General features: G+C 38.0%; 22 protein-coding genes. 16 read left to right on the forward strand and 6 right to left on the reverse strand.

The window, feature by feature from the left end; translation table 11 throughout:
- The first annotated feature begins 34 nt into the window (after nt 1–34).
- On the forward strand, nt 35–1048 hold the full coding sequence (moaA, locus tag B5P42_RS09050; RefSeq protein WP_060750864.1) for a GTP 3',8-cyclase MoaA: 1014 nt from the start codon (nt 35–37) through the stop codon (nt 1046–1048).
- Between the two features lie 16 nt (nt 1049–1064).
- Entirely contained in the window at nt 1065–2078 is a 1014-nt protein-coding gene (locus B5P42_RS09055; RefSeq protein ID WP_002067678.1) for a molybdopterin-synthase adenylyltransferase MoeB, read from the forward strand.
- 42 nt (nt 2079–2120) lie between these two features.
- Here the strand turns inward: B5P42_RS09055 and moaC are convergent, their stop codons facing one another.
- Nucleotides 2121–2606: a cyclic pyranopterin monophosphate synthase MoaC gene (moaC, locus tag B5P42_RS09060; RefSeq protein WP_002112363.1), complete on the reverse strand. Its 486-nt coding sequence runs from the start codon at nt 2604–2606 to the stop codon at nt 2121–2123.
- Between the two features lie 83 nt (nt 2607–2689).
- On the opposite strand from moaC, the gene B5P42_RS09065 reads away from it, so the two are divergent.
- The 7 genes from B5P42_RS09065 (at nt 2690) to B5P42_RS09095 (ending at nt 7372) form a co-directional block, all read left to right on the forward strand.
- Complete coding sequence (locus B5P42_RS09065; protein WP_113734078.1) at nt 2690–3979, forward strand: molybdopterin molybdotransferase MoeA; 1290 nt, start codon at nt 2690–2692, stop codon at nt 3977–3979.
- Nucleotides 3943–4464 carry a molybdopterin-guanine dinucleotide biosynthesis protein B gene (gene mobB / locus B5P42_RS09070; protein WP_113734079.1) on the forward strand — a complete coding sequence of 174 codons (522 nt, stop codon included), beginning with the start codon at nt 3943–3945 and terminating at the stop codon, nt 4462–4464. The genes B5P42_RS09065 and mobB overlap by 37 nt, the downstream gene beginning before the upstream one ends.
- Nucleotides 4461–4925 (forward strand): molybdopterin synthase catalytic subunit MoaE, encoded by a 465-nt coding sequence (moaE, locus tag B5P42_RS09075; protein ID WP_002129479.1) that lies wholly within the window; start codon nt 4461–4463, stop codon nt 4923–4925. Before mobB ends, moaE begins: the two co-directional genes overlap by 4 nt.
- A 2-nt stretch (nt 4926–4927) precedes the next feature.
- Nucleotides 4928–5161, forward strand: coding sequence for a molybdopterin converting factor subunit 1 (gene moaD, locus B5P42_RS09080; protein ID WP_002089064.1), 234 nt, complete (start codon nt 4928–4930; stop codon nt 5159–5161).
- Nucleotides 5162–5260: 99 nt separating this feature from the next.
- Nucleotides 5261–5683 carry a DUF3888 domain-containing protein gene (locus B5P42_RS09085; protein WP_002089063.1) on the forward strand — a complete coding sequence of 141 codons (423 nt, stop codon included), beginning with the start codon at nt 5261–5263 and terminating at the stop codon, nt 5681–5683.
- 33 nt (nt 5684–5716) lie between these two features.
- Nucleotides 5717–6574 carry a glucose uptake protein GlcU gene (gene glcU / locus B5P42_RS09090; RefSeq protein ID WP_002015656.1) on the forward strand — a complete coding sequence of 286 codons (858 nt, stop codon included), beginning with the start codon at nt 5717–5719 and terminating at the stop codon, nt 6572–6574.
- Between the two features lie 12 nt (nt 6575–6586).
- Nucleotides 6587–7372: a glucose 1-dehydrogenase gene (locus B5P42_RS09095; RefSeq protein WP_113734080.1), complete on the forward strand. Its 786-nt coding sequence runs from the start codon at nt 6587–6589 to the stop codon at nt 7370–7372.
- Between the two features lie 73 nt (nt 7373–7445).
- Here B5P42_RS09095 and B5P42_RS09100 read toward each other — a convergent pair whose 3' ends face one another.
- Nucleotides 7446–7940, reverse strand: coding sequence for a CarD family transcriptional regulator (locus B5P42_RS09100; RefSeq protein ID WP_088032244.1), 495 nt, complete (start codon nt 7938–7940; stop codon nt 7446–7448).
- 253 nt (nt 7941–8193) lie between these two features.
- On the opposite strand from B5P42_RS09100, the gene B5P42_RS09105 reads away from it, so the two are divergent.
- Both B5P42_RS09105 and B5P42_RS09110 read left to right on the forward strand, forming a co-directional pair.
- Nucleotides 8194–8430, forward strand: coding sequence for a DUF2553 family protein (locus B5P42_RS09105; protein ID WP_002089059.1), 237 nt, complete (start codon nt 8194–8196; stop codon nt 8428–8430).
- Between the two features lies 1 nt (nt 8431).
- On the forward strand, nt 8432–8614 hold the full coding sequence (locus B5P42_RS09110; protein WP_000621746.1) for a sporulation protein Cse60: 183 nt from the start codon (nt 8432–8434) through the stop codon (nt 8612–8614).
- Between the two features lie 33 nt (nt 8615–8647).
- Here B5P42_RS09110 and B5P42_RS09115 read toward each other — a convergent pair whose 3' ends face one another.
- Nucleotides 8648–8875: a DUF3973 domain-containing protein gene (locus B5P42_RS09115; RefSeq protein WP_088032246.1), complete on the reverse strand. Its 228-nt coding sequence runs from the start codon at nt 8873–8875 to the stop codon at nt 8648–8650.
- A 395-nt stretch (nt 8876–9270) separates the two neighbouring features.
- Between B5P42_RS09115 and B5P42_RS09120 the strand changes: the two genes are divergently transcribed.
- Together B5P42_RS09120 and B5P42_RS09125 are read left to right on the forward strand one after the other, a co-directional pair.
- A complete protein-coding gene (locus B5P42_RS09120; RefSeq protein ID WP_113734081.1) occupies nt 9271–9702 on the forward strand; it encodes an SRPBCC family protein in 432 nt (143 codons plus the stop codon).
- On the forward strand, nt 9703–10026 hold the full coding sequence (locus tag B5P42_RS09125; protein WP_002015665.1) for an ArsR/SmtB family transcription factor: 324 nt from the start codon (nt 9703–9705) through the stop codon (nt 10024–10026).
- A 40-nt stretch (nt 10027–10066) separates the two neighbouring features.
- On the opposite strand, the gene B5P42_RS09130 is transcribed toward B5P42_RS09125, so the two are convergent.
- Nucleotides 10067–11509: an MDR family MFS transporter gene (locus B5P42_RS09130; RefSeq protein WP_113734082.1), complete on the reverse strand. Its 1443-nt coding sequence runs from the start codon at nt 11507–11509 to the stop codon at nt 10067–10069.
- A 213-nt stretch (nt 11510–11722) separates the two neighbouring features.
- Nucleotides 11723–12994, reverse strand: a complete 1272-nt coding sequence (locus B5P42_RS09135) for a BaiN/RdsA family NAD(P)/FAD-dependent oxidoreductase (RefSeq protein ID WP_002034390.1) — start codon at nt 12992–12994, stop codon at nt 11723–11725.
- Nucleotides 12995–13429: 435 nt separating this feature from the next.
- Between B5P42_RS09135 and B5P42_RS09140 the strand changes: the two genes are divergently transcribed.
- Together B5P42_RS09140 and B5P42_RS09145 are read left to right on the forward strand one after the other, a co-directional pair.
- On the forward strand, nt 13430–15082 hold the full coding sequence (locus B5P42_RS09140) for a putative polysaccharide biosynthesis protein (protein ID WP_044444004.1): 1653 nt from the start codon (nt 13430–13432) through the stop codon (nt 15080–15082).
- Nucleotides 15083–15123: 41 nt separating this feature from the next.
- Nucleotides 15124–15852 (forward strand): pseudouridine synthase, encoded by a 729-nt coding sequence (locus tag B5P42_RS09145; protein WP_113734083.1) that lies wholly within the window; start codon nt 15124–15126, stop codon nt 15850–15852.
- 82 nt (nt 15853–15934) lie between these two features.
- Here B5P42_RS09145 and B5P42_RS09150 read toward each other — a convergent pair whose 3' ends face one another.
- A complete protein-coding gene (locus B5P42_RS09150; RefSeq protein ID WP_000805512.1) occupies nt 15935–16156 on the reverse strand; it encodes a DeoR family transcriptional regulator in 222 nt (73 codons plus the stop codon).
- Nucleotides 16157–16513: 357 nt separating this feature from the next.
- Between B5P42_RS09150 and pepV the strand changes: the two genes are divergently transcribed.
- Complete coding sequence (gene pepV, locus B5P42_RS09155) at nt 16514–17920, forward strand: dipeptidase PepV (RefSeq protein WP_113734084.1); 1407 nt, start codon at nt 16514–16516, stop codon at nt 17918–17920.
- Nucleotides 17921–17974: the final 54 nt, after the last annotated feature.

A 17974-nucleotide genomic window follows, 5' to 3' on the forward strand; every position in this document is an offset into this window, starting at 1 on the left:
AAAGAGAGAAATTTGGCAGAAAGGGAGAGTGGCGATGCAGGAGAAGGTTAAAGATTTTTTCGGACGCCCACTTCAAGATTTACGCATCTCTGTCATTGATCGTTGTAATTTACGGTGTACGTATTGTATGCCAGCGGAAGTGTTTGGTCCTGATTATGCTTTTTTGAAAGATGAGTTTTTACTGACATTTGATGAAATAGAGCGATTAGCAAAAGTATTTGTTAGCATCGGTGTACGGAAAATTAGACTTACTGGTGGCGAACCCTTGCTCCGTAAGGACTTAACAAAACTTATCGAACGTCTCGTGAAAATTGACGGTTTAGTAGATATAGGATTAACGACAAATGCGATTCATTTAACGAAGCAAGCGAAGGCGTTAAAAGAAGCTGGGTTACACCGAGTAAATGTTAGTTTGGATGCGATAGATGATAATGTGTTCCGCGCAATTAATGGCCGGAATATGAATACGAAGCCAGTGTTAAAAGGAATTATGGCAGCGAAAGAAGCAGGCCTTGAAGTGAAAGTAAATATGGTTGTGAAAAAAGGAATGAATGATCATCAAGTACTTCCGGTTGCTACGTATTTTAAAGAACAAGGAATCACGCTTAGATTTATTGAGTTTATGGATGTTGGCAGTACGAATGGATGGAATTTTGATCAAGTTATTACGAAACGAGAATTAATTGATATGATTCATGGGGTGCATCCAATTGAGCCAGCTGAAGCTCATTATTTTGGTGAGGTTGCGAAGCGGTATCGATACGTTGGAACGAATGTAGAGGTTGGTTTTATTACCTCCGTTTCTGAGTCATTTTGTTCTTCTTGTACGAGAGCAAGAATTTCAGCAGATGGAAAGTTTTATACTTGCTTGTTTGCGACAGAAGGAATGGATTTAAGGAAACTTCTCAGGGAAAACCTTTCGGATAATGAGTTATTAAAAGCTATACAATATGTATGGGAGAATAGAAAAGATCGATATTCAGATGAACGGACAGAAGAAAGTGCGAAAAATCGTCCGAAAATTGAAATGTCTTATATAGGAGGATAAGAAAGGGGGATGTCGTATGCAAGAGCGATATTCAAGACAAATGTTATTTTCTGGTGTTGGGGAAGAAGGGCAACGGAAAATAAGAGGGAAGCACGTGCTCGTCATCGGTGCTGGTGCGCTCGGAGCAGCGAATGCAGAAGCAATTGTTAGAGCAGGTGTTGGAAAAATAACAATTGCGGATCGTGATTATGTAGAATGGAGTAATTTACAAAGGCAACAATTATATACAGAAGAAGATGCAAAGCATTATAAACCGAAAGCAATAGCGGCAGCAGAACATTTAAAGGCAATTAATTCCGAAGTAGAAATTGTACCGGTTGTGACTGATGTAACGGTGCAAGAAATGGAAGAGTTAATTAAAGGTGTAGATTTAATATTAGATGCGACAGATAATTTTGAAACGCGCCTTCTTATTAATGATATATCGCAGATGTATAACGTTCCGTGGATATACGGGGGATGCGTTGGAAGCTATGGAGTAACTTATACAATCTTGCCAGGAAAAACGCCTTGTTTTCGATGTTTAATGGAGCATCCAGCGAGCGGAGCGACATGTGATACGGCTGGTATTATACAGCCAGCAGTGCAATTAGTAGTTGCGCATCAAATAACGGAAGCTTTAAAAATATTAGTAGAAGATTTTGAGGCACTTCGTGAAACGATGCTATCATTTGATCTTTGGAATAATCAGCAGATGGCATTTAAAGTGAATAGACAGAAAAAGGATACATGTTTATCTTGTGGAAAGTTACGTACATATCCGAGTTTAACATTTGAAGCACAAACGAAAACAGAAGTATTATGTGGGCGAAATACAGTTCAAATCCGTCCAGGTGTGCGTCAGGGGTTTAATTTAGAAGAAATTAAAAAGCGCTTACAAAAAAGTGTGGATGTAAAAGCAACGCCGTATTTATTATCATTTCCAGTGGAAGAATATCGTTTTGTTTTATTTACAGATGGAAGGGCGTTTATTCATGGTACGAATGATATGAATGTTGCGAAACGACTATATGCAAGATATATAGGTTGAACCTAAAGGGGAATCCTTTAGGTTCAAATGGAAAAGGTAGGATTAAGAATTTCTAATATAATCTCCATTTTTTCCGCCCGTTTTTTCAAGTAAGTACGTTTCGCCAATAATCATACCCTTATCAACGGCTTTACACATGTCATATACAGTAAGAGCGGTAGCGGAAGCAGCTGTTAAAGCTTCCATCTCAACGCCGGTACTACCTTCTGTTTTAACTTTTACTTCAATAAGTAGCCGATATTGTTCTTCTGACTGTTTCCAATCAAAAGAGACATCAACACCTTTTAATAATAAAGGATGGCACATTGGGATAATATCAGAAGTACGTTTTGCAGCCATAATACCTGCGATTTGTGCGACAGCTAATACGTCACCTTTACCAATTTCATTGTGAGAGATTTTATCAAAAATTTCTTTTGTAACGAGAATGCTAGAGCATGCTATTGCTGTTCGAACGGTTATTTTTTTGTCACTTATATCAACCATTTTAGCGCGTCCTTGGTCGTTGAAATGTGTGAATGAAGACATGGAATTCCTCCTTGAAGTAATTGCGATTTAATATATAAAGTGTAATCGAGATTAGATATTTTGCAAATATGAGGTGAGAAACAATGGTAGAAAAACGAATCCCGATTCAAGTTGCTGAGGCAGTGGCGCGGGTTATGAAATATGCTAAGCATGGTGAAGTAGAAGAAGTTTCTATTACAGAAAGTTATGGGAGGATTCTTGGGGAGGATGTTGTCTCAGATCACGATGTTCCTCACTTTGATCGTTCTCCTTACGATGGTTTCGCAATTCGAGCAGAAGATACGAAGGAAGCGGGTCAAGAGCATCCGATTGAATTTGAAGTAATAGGAGAGATCGGAGCAGGATCTGTTTTTGCAGAAGAAGTAGGGGCTTTTCAGGCGGTTCGTATTATGACAGGAGCAGCTATTCCAGAAGATTGCAATGCAGTCGTAATGCTAGAACTGACGGAAGGATTCGAGAGGAACGAAAGTACATATATGAAGTTAAAACGTCCTTTCCAAAACGGTGACAATGTGTCATTTAAAGGAGAAGATATAAAACAAAATCAAGTCCTCGTTAAGAAAGGTTTTGTAATCAATCCAGGTGTTGCCGCATTATTAGCGACGTTTGGATATAGCACTGTGAAAGTTGTAAAACAGCCTGTTGTCGGTATTGTAACGACGGGCAGCGAATTACTAGAAGTGCATGAGGCGTTAGAACCAGGAAAAATTAGAAATAGTAACTCTTACATGATTGCCGCTCAAATTATGAAAGCTGGCGGAAAAGTGCGTTACTATGGACAACTTGCTGATGAGTTAGATGCATGTTTTACAGCCGTTAAATCAGCGATGGGTGAGGTTGATATTTTAATTACAACGGGCGGTGTTTCAGTAGGAGATTACGACTACTTACCGGCCATTTATGAAAAGTTACAGGCAAATGTGCTTTTTAATAAAATAGCGATGAGACCTGGAAGTGTAACGACAGTAGCTGAAGTTGATGGAAAGTTACTTTTCGGTTTATCAGGTAATCCGTCAGCTTGTTATGTAGGTTTCGAATTATTTGTACATCCAATTATGAAAACGTATTTGCATGCGAAGGAGCCTCACGTATATAGAACTGATGCTATTTTACAAAAAGATTTTCCGAAACCAAATCCGTTTACTCGTTTTGTAAGAGCGAAAGCGAGTATTGTTAATGGGGCACTACAAGCGATGCCAGTCGGTTTAGATAAATCGAGTGCGGTCTCTTCACTTGCGGATGCAAATGCTTTTATCGTGCTGCCTGGAGGAACGAGAGGATTTGAAGCAGGAATGAAAGTGTCTGTATTATTGTTAGAATGCTCTGAGGGAAGTGATTGGCCGTGGGCAAAGCCTCTTCAATCTTACAAATAGTAGGGTATCAAAATAGCGGGAAAACAACACTTGTAGAGAAGATGGTGCATGCATTAACTGAAAGAGAAATGAAGGTTGCTACAATTAAACATCATGGTCACGGGGGCTTTCCTGAAGTAGCGCAAAAAGATAGTGAAAGACACAGAAAAGCTGGTGCTGTAGTAAGTAGTGTAGAAGGTGCTGGATTACTATCTTTGTCCTCTTTGCGAGATGAATGGTCCTTGCAAGAAATTATCTGCTTGTACGAATTTTTTGAAGTAGATACGATTTTAATAGAGGGCTATAAAGCTGAGAACTATCCGAAAGTAGTGTTACTTCGTTCTGCGGAAGACGCTGAACTTTTACATAAAGTAGAAAATATAGCGGCAGTTATTACGTGGTATGATGCTTCGTCAAATGTACGAGAAGAATATAAAGTATTTCATATAACAGAAGAAAAATTGTATATAGACTGGTTTTTACAAACGGCTAGGGGTGCAAAATGATAAATACGTATTATGAAGTAATTGATACAGAAATCTCGATTGAAGAGGTGACAAAGAAAGTAGTTCGCCGTGAATGTGGTGCTGTTACAACATTTATCGGGACAGTTAGGGAGTTTACGAAAGGGCGTCGTACACTATACTTAGAGTATGTAGCTTATAAGACGATGGCAGAAAAGATGCTACAGAAAATTGGGTCAGAAGTGAAGGAGAAGTGGCCCGGTACACATGTTGCGATTACGCATCGCATCGGCACGCTGCAAATTTCTGATATAGCGGTTGTTGTTGCTGTATCAACGCCTCATCGCAAAGAGGCTTATGAAGCAAATGAATATATTATGGAGCGTATTAAGCAAATTGTTCCGATTTGGAAAAAGGAGTTTTGGGAAGATGGTGACTCATGGATTGGTGACCAATTAGAAAAAACACCATATCCAGCAGGAGAGCCTGGGAAGGAGTTATAAATATGATTCGAGTATTGTTATTTGCGAACTTGCAAGAAGAAGCAGGAACAAGTGAATTACAAATAGAGAAAGAAAATATTACGGTTGCAGAGTTAAAAGATATTGTTGCGAAAGAATATAATGTACCAGTGTCAGCGCCAATTATGGTTGCGATTAATGAAGAGTACGCAAATGAAGATGACACGATACACACTGGTGATGTAGTTGCACTAATACCACCAGTGAGTGGTGGTTAATATTGGATTTATGCTATAAAAAACGACTTTCCTAAATAGGGAAAGTCGTTTTTTTACGGCATTTTGGAGAACACTATCTTATAGGAAAAGGAGGAAGTTATGAAAAAGATATGTGTAATGATTGCAATGATATGTTCTGTTTTTTTCTTTTCTCCAAGCAATTCTTTGGCAAAAGAATCGACGGAACAGCTTTTAGAAAGTGCGTTACTGAATCGATATTACTCGGTTATAAGGCAAGTGACAGAAGATCAATATGAATGTGACTCAGTTACAAATATAAAGCGTCTAGGCAAGAAAGATGAGTTTGTTCCTAGGTTTGAAGTTACGATACAATTTCTTACATTTCAAGGGGCACATAATCCGCCGAATGATAAAGTTACACTTACTTTGGAAGACAATTTAGATCACATAAAGATAAAGAAAGTGGAGCGAGAAAAGAATGTTTCTGGTGCTATTGTAGAAAAGATTTGTGCACGAAAAAACGAAAAAATAAAAGCTCACTCTAATGATTTAGAGCGATAACCTATGACATTTTGTAGAGAAAGGTAATGAGCGATGGATATACTTTTAGCGATTTTACCAGCTATATTTTGGGGGAGTATTGTGCTATTTAACGTGAAACTGGGCGGGGGACCGTATAGTCAAACGCTCGGTACAACGTTCGGTGCACTTATCTTCTCAATTGTCGTTTATATTTTTATGAAGCCGGTATTAACTCCGACCGTTATTGGAGTTGGAATTGTATCTGGCTTATTTTGGGCACTTGGTCAAGCGAATCAATTAAAAAGTATTGATTTAATGGGTGTTTCTAGAACGATGCCGATTTCAACAGGGCTTCAATTAGTCGCGACAACATTATTTGGGGTTATCGTGTTTCATGAATGGTCAACGACGATATCGGTCGTTCTTGGAGTTTTGGCGCTCGTTTGTATTATTATCGGGGTTATTTTAACATCGCTTCAAAGTAAAGAAGAGAAGAATGCAGAGCAAGCAGGAAATTTTAAAAAAGGAATTATTATTTTATTAATTTCAACAGTCGGTTATTTAGTTTACGTAGTAGTTATCCGGTTATTTAACGTGAACGGTTGGTCGGCTTTATTACCACAAGCGGTCGGTATGGTATTAGGCGGGATTTTACTCACATTTAAACATCATCCATTCAATAAATATGCGATTCGAAATATTCTTCCAGGATTGATTTGGGCAGCTGGAAATATGTTTTTATTCATTTCGCAGCCAAGAGTTGGGGTCGCAACAAGTTTTTCCCTTTCACAAATGGGAATTATTATTTCGACGCTTGGCGGGATTTTTATATTAGGTGAAAGGAAAACGAAGCGTCAATTAATTGGGATTGTTATTGGTATCGTTTTTATCATTGCAGCTGGAATTATGCTGGGGATTGCGAAAAGTTAAGGAGGTATTAAAATGTATAGTGATTTAGAAGGGAAAGTCGTCGTTATTACAGGATCAGCAACTGGTCTTGGAAGAGCCATGGGAGTAAGATTTGCTAAAGAGAAGGCGAAAGTTGTTATTAACTATCGCTCCAGAGAGTCAGAAGCGAACGATGTATTAGAAGAAATAAAAAAGGTAGGTGGAGAAGCGGTTGCTGTAAAAGGTGATGTGACGGTCGAGGCAGATGTTGTGAATCTCATTCAATCTGCTGTGAAAGAGTTTGGTACGCTCGACGTTATGATTAATAATGCAGGGATAGAAAACGCGGTACCGTCGCATGAAATGCCGTTAGAGGATTGGAATAAAGTAATTCATACAAATTTAACAGGTGCTTTTTTAGGAAGTCGTGAAGCGATTAAATATTTTGTGGAACACGATATTAAAGGTTCGGTTATTAATATGTCTAGTGTTCATGAGAAAATCCCGTGGCCATTATTTGTGCATTATGCGGCTAGTAAGGGGGGGATTAAGCTTATGACAGAAACGTTAGCGTTAGAATATGCACCAAAAGGTATTCGGGTAAATAATATTGGGCCTGGTGCAATTAATACGCCAATTAATGCTGAAAAATTTGCTGACCCGAAAAAACGTGACGACGTAGAAAGTATGATTCCGATGGGTTACATTGGAAAACCTGAAGAAATCGCAGCAGTAGCAACGTGGCTCGCTTCAGCAGAAGCAAGTTACGTAACCGGAATTACGTTATTTGCAGATGGTGGAATGACTTTATACCCATCGTTTCAAGCGGGGCGTGGGTAATATGAAAGGCCAAAGAGATTTAACTCTTTGGCCTTTTTTAAGCAAAAAAAATAGCGGTCGGCTATTTTTAAAATTAATGATTGATTGTATCTTGAAGAAATTCTGTTGCTTGATGTTCTGAAACATTCTGTACGAGCGCAACTTCACTAATAACCATTTTACGCGCATTATCTAGCATTTGTTTTTCGCTCGCATTTAATGCTCTTTCTTTATTGCGACGAAGTAAATCACGAACAACTTCTGCACTAGCTTGAAGTTTGCCGTTCTTCATTTTTTCCATATTCATTGTATATCTTTGTTTCCAAGAGAGTGAGGGGTCTGATTCCCCATGATGAAATTCAAGAAGTATACCATCTAACGTACCTTTATCGACGATGTAACGTATACCGGATTTTTGTAATTGATTCATTGGAAGCATTACTTGCATATCTTTACTAATGATACGTATAACACAATATTGACGCGTAGTGCCTAATATTTCTTTCTCTTCAATTGCTTCGATGATTCCTGCACCGTGCATTGGATAAACGATTTTATCACCAATTTGAAACAAATCATCCACCTCCATATGTGGTAACCACTTTTAATGATAACATACGAGGATAAAAATGTCAAATTTTATATATTATCACATCTGATATGATGTAGTCAATATATAAAAGTCGTTTTTTTGCTCTTATAAGTTGAATAAATAGGGGGAATTTTTTTAGAAAAATAGTACAGGCGCAGAAAGAGGGCATATCCACTTATTTTTAAGCATAAAATATAAAATCGCTAATACAATATACCTAAATCCGTTCTTTGCAAGGGAGGGAGAGAAGGTGGGGCGCACAATTAGAATTGATATTACAAATAAAGTTGTAGCTAAATTTAGGCAAGATTATTTGGAATTATATACGAGTAAGTTTATGATAGGTAAGTTTTATGTCTATACTGAAGATAAACAATATGTGTTAGAAGACGGATATATATATGAAGATGGAAAGTTTTATCGCATCATAGATACGCACCGTGGCAATAAACAAGCGGCGGAGGGCTGCGATCTAGGATGGTGTTAACATGATTCGTGTGAAAGTGTTTGATGAAAGTCATGAAAAAGACTTAGAAGACGCTGTAAATGTATTTTTGAAAAAAATTGATGATGGAAATTTTGTAGATATAAAGTATCAAGTTGGTGTTTCAATTAACGATGATGAAAATCAAATTTATTGTTTTTCAGCGATGATTGTTTATAAAGCATAAAAAAGAGCTGGGGAGCCAGCTCTTTTTTATGCTTTACGTTGGGACAACATGTGTCGGTAAAATACTCATAATAGATTGTGTTGCGCCGATTTTCTTTTCCGTTAAAAGAACTTTTCCTGCTTCGTGCTCCTGAGCATCAGTGCACATACCGAGGTGATAACGATCACCTAAAAATGGATCAATATAAAAACCGTTTTTGAAAACTTTATCATTCGGGTGTTTTTCATGGTGAATTTCAGAACAGTTAATGCAATAGAACATAGCTTTCATCTCCTTTTTATTTTTGTTTAAAAAAGTGGGTCGGTAGTCATTTCGCTCCTAAGGAAATGTTGAGGAGAAGAGAAATAACTACCTACCCAAATGGCGGGCATACTCCTTCTGATTTTTACATATCTCGCGTATTGTCCCCGAGGGAAGGAGGAGAGACGAAGTACAGATGAGATAAGTTAGGCGCTTCTCTCAATAGGAGTGATAGAGTTTCATGTTGAGAGAAGTTTTTATTTTTTGTTGCCTTTGTGAGTATATTATGAAGGAATGGTGAGAGGGTGTTTGTCCTGTTGAAAAAATGTTGAGAATTTCTCAACAGTGAAAAAGAGTCTTTCTTGACATAAAACCAAAAGGTGTTATATTTTAATGCCGAATAAAGGAGATATAAAATGGAACAACAAAATACATTAAATGATATTAAACAAACAATCGTTTTTAACGCGCCTATTAAAAAAGTATGGGATGTAGTATCGACTGCAGAAGGAATTGCGTCATGGTTTATGCCAAATGATTTCGAATTGGCGGTAGGACATGAGTTTCATGTGCAATCACCTTTCGGACCATCACCATGTAAAGTGTTAGAGATTGATGAGCCAAATTATTTATCTTTCTCATGGGACACAGATGGCTGGGTTGTTTCATTTAATTTGAAAGACCTAGGAGATAATAAAACAGAATTTACGTTAATTCACGGCGGCTGGAAACATCCTGATGAAATCCTTCCGAAAGCGAATGCGAAGAGCTCTATTATTCGCGATAGAATGAATGGTGGCTGGGTAGCGATTGTAAATGAAAAACTGAAAAAGGTTGTCGAAGGTTAAGTGTCCTCGTCAGCAGCGAAATATGATGTGTTTCAAGCAATTGCTGATCCAACCCGCCGAGAAGTGTTACGGTTATTAAGTGATAAAGAGTTACCAATTTCAAAAATAACGGATCATTTTCCGATGAGCCGTACTGCAGTTGTAAAGCACCTTCATATTCTTTCAGAAGCGAATTTAGTGAGTGGAAGAAAGAGTGGAAGAGAGAAGATATATCGTTTGCATCCAGAACCATTAGAGGAATTACAGCAGTGGCTCTCGTACTATGAACGATTTTGGGATAATAAATTGTCCGTGCTTAAACATATTGTGGAGAATGAAGAGTAGATTTTATGCAAAAAGGATGACCAAAATGGTCATCCTTTTTTTATTGTTCACTTGTTTGTTTAGCTGGCTTTAATAGGATCCAAGCGATAATTAATGTGAATACCGCTAATACGAAAGTGCTCATATAAATGACGTGTACACTTGATGCTAATGCGGATTGTGACTCAGTTGCTACGTTTGCTGTAGCCCCTCCATGTCCCCCAGAAGAAACAAGATCAAGGTTTTTAATGCCACGTGCATGAATCATCGTATTGAAGATCGTTCCGAAGATTGCAGCTCCTAGTGTTTGACTAAATGTATTAATAAATGTATTTAAACCAACTGCCGTTCCGCGCGTATTCGCGGGTACAGCTGCTTGAATTGTTACCATGTAAATTGGTGTAACAAGCCCCATTCCTAAGCCGAATAATCCGACTGCAACATAAATAAGGAATGATGGTGAATCTGTTGATAATGTAAATAATAAGAAAGTAGCAACTGATAAAATGCTAGCTCCAAGTAAAATAATTTGTTTCGTTTGTAACTTGCCAACTAAGTTGCCGGAGAACATAGCACCGAATGTCCACATAACAGGAATCGGCATTAAAATGAGTCCAGCCTCTGTCGCATTTTTTCCTAAAACACCTTGGCTCCAAATTGGAAGATACACTGTAATACTAATAATCATTGCGCCAGCAATAAGTGTTAGTATGTTTATTGTAGATAATGTACGGTTAGAGAAAAGTGCTAGCGGAATTAATGGCTCCGGAGACTTTTTCTCGATGTATAAGAAAATAATGAATGAAACAGCGGCAAAGATTAATAGGCCGATAATTGAAATGTCTCCCCAGTTTTGCTTACTGCTACCTGTTAATAATGCGTATAGTAAAGCAATTGTACTTAATGAGAAAACTGTCGCACCAAGATAGTCGATATGTTGCTTAGCGGTGGACTTAACAGATTCCTTATAAGAAGTGGCAAACATTAAGCAAGCGATAATTCCAAAAGGAACGTTTAAGAAGAAAATATAGCGCCAAGAAAGAGAATCAACTAAAAATCCACCTACTAACGGCCCAATAACACCAGATACACCCCAAACGGCACTCATCCAGCCTTGTGCTTTCGCGCGGTCTTTAGCTTCGCTATATAGATCTCCAATAATCGTCATTGTGATCGGCATAACAGCACCAGCCCCTATACCTTGAAGAGCACGGAAGAAGATTAATTGTTCCATTGATGTAACGACTCCGCAAAGTGCAGAACCGATTAAGAAGATTGTTGCTCCGATGAGCAGAACTTTTTTACGGCCGAATAAATCAGCTAGCTTTCCGTATATTGGAGTCGAAACAGCTGTTGCAAGCATATAGATTGCATATACCCAACTAACAAGTTCGACACCTGACAAATCACTCGTTATACGAGGGATCGCTGTACTAACAATCGTTCCTTCTACCGCAGAAAGAAACGTCATTAGCATTAAAGACATCATGACTTTTTTTCTCATTTGTTTTCCCCTTACCCTTTTTCGAATATTCAACAATATAAAATATAAAGGTACTAAGGTATATAAAGCAACAAAAAAGCAATGGGAAGTTAGGAGGATGGGATATTTTTGAAGAAACGGTCGATATATTTAAAGTATCGCCAATATAATTTCGTGTACTGCTTTGCTATTTCAACATACTAAAAAAAGAAACAGGAGTCCCTGTTTCTTTTTTTAGTATTGCATTTTCGCATTTTGTCCTGCTGTTGTTCCGGCAATTCGGCCAGTAACAAGGGCAGATGTAATGTTATAGCCGCCAGTATAACCGTGAATATCAAGAACTTCTCCGCAGAAGTATAAACCATTCGTGAATTTCGAAGCCATTTCTTTCGGGTTAATTTCTTTAACGGATACCCCTCCGCCAGTAACGAATGCTTTTTCAATTGACTGCGTACCATTTACATGGACGGTAAATTCTTTAAAGTCTTTCACAAGTGCGCGAATCTTCTCATGAGAAACTTGTCCAGCTTGTTCGCTACCGTCAATTTCATTTTTTTCTAATAAGAATAGGAAGTAACGTTCAGGAACATAGCCTTTTAAAACGTTTTTAATTCCTTTTTTCGGATCTTCTTTCATTTGTTTCAGCATGCGCTGGAACAGTTGCTCACTATTTTCTTCTGGCAATGCATCGATACTCATGTGCACTGTGTTCGTTTTAAACTTTTTCATCGCTTTCACAACGAATTGGCTACAGCGAAGAGCAGCAGGACCAGATAGACCGAAGTGAGTGAAAAGCATGTCCATTTTATGAGAAATGATAACTTTTCCTTTCGGGTTTAATACACTTAAGTTTACATCTCGTAAAGCAAGACCTTGTAATGTGCGGTCACGAATAAACGGTTCGTTTGAAAGAATTGGTACTTCTGTTGGGAAAAGTTCTGTAATTGTATGCCCAGCTTTTTCAGCCCAAGCGTATCCGTCTCCAGTAGAACCAGTTTGAGGAACAGATTTTCCGCCAACAGCGATAACGACGTGATTCGTTTCTAACACTTCACCTGTTTGCAGAATAACAGCCTTCGTTTGACCGTTTTCATACTCAATCGTTTCGACAGGCGTATTCGTACGTATTTTCACACCTAAGTCTTTTAATCGTGTTAACAGTGCATCTACAACAGATTGCGCTTTATTTGATACTGGGAACATGCGGCCATGATCCTCTTCTTTCAGTTGTACACCGAGATTTTCGAAGAATGTAATAATATCTTCATTACTGAAAATAGAAAAAGCACTGTATAAGAAGCGACCATTTCCAGGTATATGTTTAACGATTTCATCAAGTGGTAGACGGTTCGTTACGTTACAACGACCACCACCAGAAATCGCAAGTTTACGTCCTAGTTTATTTCCTTTATCAAGAAGTAAGACGCTTGCGCCTTCTTCAGCAGCACCGATTGCAGCCATTAGCCCTGAAGGACCGCCGCCGATGACAATAACATCATAATGCATAATATATCGACCTCATTTTCTACATTTCCTGCCTAAAAGAATAGCATGTTTTCCCTTAAAAGAAAAATAGAGTGAAGTACTGCTTAAGAGGAGAATTGTGGTACAATACAAAAGTTAGAGTTCAGCATTATCCTGCTATTTATGGGCAATAAGACTACTATCTTAAGATTTATGAGAAGTAAAGAGGGAGTTAAAAAGGTCCGTAAATGCTCGAATGATTAGTAGGAGGGGAGTCTCCCACTAATTATAGTTTCACTTTATCCCGCATTAACGGGCAGTAAAACTCCCACCTCAAAATTCGGCTAGAGCAAAGAAGTTAGGTGGGAGATAAACTGCCCGTAAAAGCCCGATTGGTTCAACTAATAATCAGTGGGGGATGAAAAAAACCCCCACTAATTATAGTTTCACTTTATGTAGATGTAGGAGGATTTTCGTATGTCCGATTCAAAATTTCTGCGCGGAACGCTTATTGTGACGTTAGGGACATTTTTAGTAAAGTTCTTAGGCATGATTTACGTTTTTCCGTTTCATGCATTAGTAGGCACAGAAGGCGGAACGCTCTATACATATGGATACATTCCATATACGATATTTTTAAGTATCGCAACGGCAGGAGTGCCGCTTGCTGTTTCTAAGTTTGTTTCCAAATATAATGCCCTTGGAGATTATAAAACGAGCCGGAGAATGTTCCGCTCGGGAATGGTTATGATGATAGTAACAGGAGTTCTTTCCTTCTTAGTACTGTACATGACCGCACCATTATTTGCAGAAGCAATGCTTGGTAAACAAAGTTTACAAAATAAGATAGAAGAAGTTACGACGATTATTCGCCTCGTAAGTTTTGCGCTTATTGTTGTGCCGGCAGCAAGTTTGATTCGTGGTTATTTCCAAGGCCACCAATCGATGGGACCGACTACGGTTTCACAAATTATTGAGCAAATTATTCGTATCGTCTTTTTATTAGCGGGTAGTTTCATCGTTATTAAAGTACTTGGCGGTACAGTAGCAACGGCAGTTGGGGTTGCTACATTCGCTGCGTTCGTTTCAGCAGTTGGAGCACTTGGCGTATTAATTTGGTACTGGTTAAAACGTAAAAAATATTTGGATCAATATTTAATTGAGCAAACTGTACCAGAATCGACGGTAAGTACCGCTCAATTGTTTAAAGAGTTGTTTGCATATGCAATCCCTTACGTTGTAATTGGATTAACAATTCCTTTATATCAACAAATTGATACATTGACATTTAACTCTATTATGCAGGCGATTGGTCAAGGAGATATCGCAGAGCGAGCGCTCGGTATTTTCACGATGTGGACGCATAAATTAATTATGATTCCAGTATCACTTGCAACAGCGTTTAGTTTAACGCTCGTGCCAGCGATTACAAAGTCGTTTACTGAAAAGCAATACCGTTATTTGAAATTACAAATTACACAAACATTCCAGGCGAATATGTTTTTAACATTGCCAGCAGTTGTCGGTATTTCTACACTTGCATATCCGATTTACACTGCTTTCTACGATTCAGACCCACTAGGTGGACAAGTATTAATGTGGTATGCGCCAGTTGCATTGTTATTCGCTTTATTCACAGTAACAGCAGCAATTCTGCAAGGGATTAACCAGCAGAAACATGCGATTGTTGCGCTTGTGATGGGTGTTATTTTGAAATTTGCATGTAACGTAATCTTTATTCGTTATTTCGGTACAGTTGGGGCGATTTTGGCTACTGCAGTCGGCTTCTTAGCTTCCGTATGGTATACGAATAGACAAATTAAAAAACACGCACACTATTCATTTGGTGTTGTATATAAGAGAACATTCCAAATTGCAGTCTTAACACTTGTAATGGTTATTGCTGTAAAACTATCACAATGGCTTCTATCCTTCATGATTTCGCCTGATGGCCGTATTGGTGCTCTTATTACAGTTGCGATTTGTGCAGGTATTGGTGGTCTTGTTTACGGATTGGTGGCGATTCGCACAGGAGTACTAGAAAGAGTATTTGGCGGAGAAGCTTTAGAGAAAATCCAGCGTAAACTTGGTAGTAGATTCAAAATAAAGTTGAAATCAAAAGGGGCGTAAATACGTCCCCTTTTCTATGATAAATAAAGAAGGTGAAGAACATGAGATTAGATAAATTATTAGCGAATATGGGACACGGAAGTAGAAAAGAAGTAAAGAAATTACTGAAAGACGGCGTTGTGAAGATTGATGGAACGCCAGTGAAAGATGCGAAGTTTCATGTGAATGTAGAAGAGCAAGAGGTTATGATTCACGGTGAAGTTGTGGAATATAAAGAGTTTGTTTATTTAATGATGCATAAACCACAAGGTGTTATTTCAGCGACAGAAGATGATAACCACGAAACAGTAATAGATTTATTAGAATTAGAAGATGCGATTTTCGATCCATTCCCTGTTGGAAGGCTCGATATTGATACAGAAGGTTTCTTATTAATCACAAATGATGGGAAGTTAACGCATCAACTATTATCTCCGAAAAAGCATGTGCCGAAAAAATATTATGCACACATTTCAGGTGTTGTAACGGAAGAGGATGTAATAGAATTCGCTAAAGGTGTTATTTTAGAAGATGGCTATGAAACGAAGCCAGGCGAACTTACAATTTTAAAAAGTGATGATATTTCTGAGATTGAACTCGTTATTACAGAAGGAAAATTCCATCAAGTGAAGCGTATGTTTGAAGCGGTAGGGAAAAAAGTAGTTTATTTAAAGAGAACAGAGATGGGACCTTTAATGTTAGATGAAGAGTTAGAACTTGGGCAATATCGTGAATTAACAGATGAAGAAGTAGAAATGTTAAGGACGTATCAAGTAGATAACGAAAAGTAACGCCAATTTCAGAGCATAGAAAAGACCCCTTTCTAATGAGTTAGAAAGGGGTATGTATTTATTTACATACAATTATTTTTTATTATGAGGTCATTCTCACTTTCTTTCCTGTCGTTGTCCACTTGCCGCGGCAAGGGCTATACACGAGTTCATTAAACTGCAACACATTTAGATCACGTTGTATTGTTCGCGGTGTGATCCCGAACTCATCTACAAGGTCTTTCGTTGTTACCGTACCGTTTTCATTGATGTACATATAAATCGATTTAATGCGTGTTAGCATACGAGTAGTTGTAGGTTTCAAGAGAAAACCGCTCCTCTACTAGTTTTTTTGACCCCATTCAGGAAAGAAGGTCGTTACTACCATTGTACTCTACATGATAAAATTCATGCTTTAATCTACTTAAATTTTACAAAAGTTTAACAAATATTCATATAGAAAAATATTGGTAGTTGACATTATATATTTGGTCAGTCAACTAACTCATAAATTTCTACGTAAAACGCCAAATTCCTGCAAATTTTTTTGAGAAAATAAAATAAAAACTAATAAGAAATATCTGAAATATTACAATTGTTCGTCATTAGATTTTCATGTATGGCATAAGAGATTTTCGTTTGCTATGATGAAAGAGACAATATAGTGAAGGATGGATGCGTGATGTCAACGATTAATTGGACAGAAGAAGTTACAAAACGAAAAGATGATTTAATTCGTGATACACAACAATTTTTACAAATTAAAAGTGTATGGGAAGAAGAATCTGCGAAAGAGGGCGCACCATTCGGTGAAGGTGTAGAAGAAGCTTTATCTTTCATGTTACATAAAGGAGAAGCAGAAGGTTTCACTTCTAAAAATTTAGAAGGATATGCAGGTCATCTTGAAATGGGACAAGGAGAAGAGTTAGTAGGTATTCTTTGTCACGTTGATGTTGTACCAGAAGGAGACGGCTGGACAACTCCTGCGTATAGTGCGGATATTCGCGATGGAAAGATTTTTGCACGTGGTGCAATTGATGATAAAGGGCCGACGATGGCAGCTTATTATGCGATGAAAATCGTTAAAGAATTGGGCTTACCTCTTTCAAAACGTGTTCGTATGATTTTAGGAACAGATGAGGAAAGTAATTGGAAGTGTGTAGATCATTATTTTAAAAATGAAGAAATGCCAACAATCGGTTTTGCGCCGGATGCAGATTTTCCGATTATTAATGCGGAAAAAGGAATTTCTGACATACAAGTTGTGCAAAGTGGTGGCGAAGAGAAAGAAGGCACATTTAAGCTTATTTCATTTGAGTCAGGTCGTCGTTTAAATATGGTTCCTGATTTTGCAGAAGCAGTTATTACAGGAGAAGATGTAAATACACTTACAGTAGCATATGAAGAGTATTTACAAACTGCTAAAAAAATAGGTAAAGCAATTGTAGAAGGAAAGACGGTGACGTTGCAAATCAAAGGGATTTCAGCTCACGGATCTACTCCGGAAAAGGGAGAAAATGCAGGTTTATTATTGGTAAACTTCTTAACGAAAGTTTCTATTGATGGAAAAGGGGCTTCATTTGCCTCGTTTGTAACAGAAACATTTACAGGTGATATTATGGGAGAAAAAGCTGGTATTTCTTATAAAGACGATATTAGCGGGCCGTTAACAGTGAATGTTGGTCGCCTGTCTTACTCGCAAGAAAACGGTGGTAATTTAGGGTTAAATGTACGCTATCCAGTTACAACTAACTTTGAAGAAACGATTGCAAAGTTAAAAGAATATGTTGGTACTCATGGATTTGAAGTAGCGGATTATTCTAACTCTCGCCCGCATCACGTTGACAAAGATCATACGTTAATTCGTACTTTACAACGTGTATATGAAGAACAAACTGGTGAAAAAGCTGAATTGTTAGCAATTGGCGGTGGTACTTATGCTCGTTCATTGAAAGCTGGCGTTGCATTTGGCCCGTTATTCCCAGGAAAAGAAGAACTTGCGCATCAAAAAGACGAGTACATTGAAATTGAAGATTTATTAAAAGCGACAGCGATTTACGCTCAAGCAATTCATGAATTAGCGAAATAAAAGATATTTAAATAATGACCGCTCTCTACTTTAGAGGGCGGATTCTTTTTAGCT

It is taken from the genome of Bacillus sp. SRB_331 (assembly GCF_003264175.1).
Taxonomy (GTDB): Bacteria; Bacillota; Bacilli; order Bacillales; family Bacillaceae_G; genus Bacillus_A; species Bacillus_A mycoides.

Excerpts from the sequence above, each read along its gene's own strand:
- moaA (WP_060750864.1), top strand. The coding sequence starts at position 35 with ATGCAGGAGAAGGTTAAAGATTTTTTCGGACGCCCACTTCAAGATTTA.
- B5P42_RS09055 (WP_002067678.1), top strand. The coding sequence starts at position 1,065 with ATGCAAGAGCGATATTCAAGACAAATGTTATTTTCTGGTGTTGGGGAA.
- moaC (WP_002112363.1), bottom strand. The coding sequence starts at position 2,606 with ATGTCTTCATTCACACATTTCAACGACCAAGGACGCGCTAAAATGGTT.
- B5P42_RS09065 (WP_113734078.1), top strand. The coding sequence starts at position 2,690 with ATGGTAGAAAAACGAATCCCGATTCAAGTTGCTGAGGCAGTGGCGCGG.
- moaE (WP_002129479.1), top strand. The coding sequence starts at position 4,461 with ATGATAAATACGTATTATGAAGTAATTGATACAGAAATCTCGATTGAA.
- moaD (WP_002089064.1), top strand. The coding sequence starts at position 4,928 with ATGATTCGAGTATTGTTATTTGCGAACTTGCAAGAAGAAGCAGGAACA.
- B5P42_RS09085 (WP_002089063.1), top strand. The coding sequence starts at position 5,261 with ATGAAAAAGATATGTGTAATGATTGCAATGATATGTTCTGTTTTTTTC.
- glcU (WP_002015656.1), top strand. The coding sequence starts at position 5,717 with ATGGATATACTTTTAGCGATTTTACCAGCTATATTTTGGGGGAGTATT.
- B5P42_RS09095 (WP_113734080.1), top strand. The coding sequence starts at position 6,587 with ATGTATAGTGATTTAGAAGGGAAAGTCGTCGTTATTACAGGATCAGCA.
- B5P42_RS09100 (WP_088032244.1), bottom strand. The coding sequence starts at position 7,940 with ATGGAGGTGGATGATTTGTTTCAAATTGGTGATAAAATCGTTTATCCA.
- B5P42_RS09110 (WP_000621746.1), top strand. The coding sequence starts at position 8,432 with ATGATTCGTGTGAAAGTGTTTGATGAAAGTCATGAAAAAGACTTAGAA.
- B5P42_RS09115 (WP_088032246.1), bottom strand. The coding sequence starts at position 8,875 with ATGTTCTATTGCATTAACTGTTCTGAAATTCACCATGAAAAACACCCG.
- B5P42_RS09120 (WP_113734081.1), top strand. The coding sequence starts at position 9,271 with ATGGAACAACAAAATACATTAAATGATATTAAACAAACAATCGTTTTT.
- B5P42_RS09130 (WP_113734082.1), bottom strand. The coding sequence starts at position 11,509 with ATGAGAAAAAAAGTCATGATGTCTTTAATGCTAATGACGTTTCTTTCT.
- B5P42_RS09135 (WP_002034390.1), bottom strand. The coding sequence starts at position 12,994 with ATGCATTATGATGTTATTGTCATCGGCGGCGGTCCTTCAGGGCTAATG.
- B5P42_RS09140 (WP_044444004.1), top strand. The coding sequence starts at position 13,430 with ATGTCCGATTCAAAATTTCTGCGCGGAACGCTTATTGTGACGTTAGGG.
- B5P42_RS09145 (WP_113734083.1), top strand. The coding sequence starts at position 15,124 with ATGAGATTAGATAAATTATTAGCGAATATGGGACACGGAAGTAGAAAA.
- pepV (WP_113734084.1), top strand. The coding sequence starts at position 16,514 with ATGTCAACGATTAATTGGACAGAAGAAGTTACAAAACGAAAAGATGAT.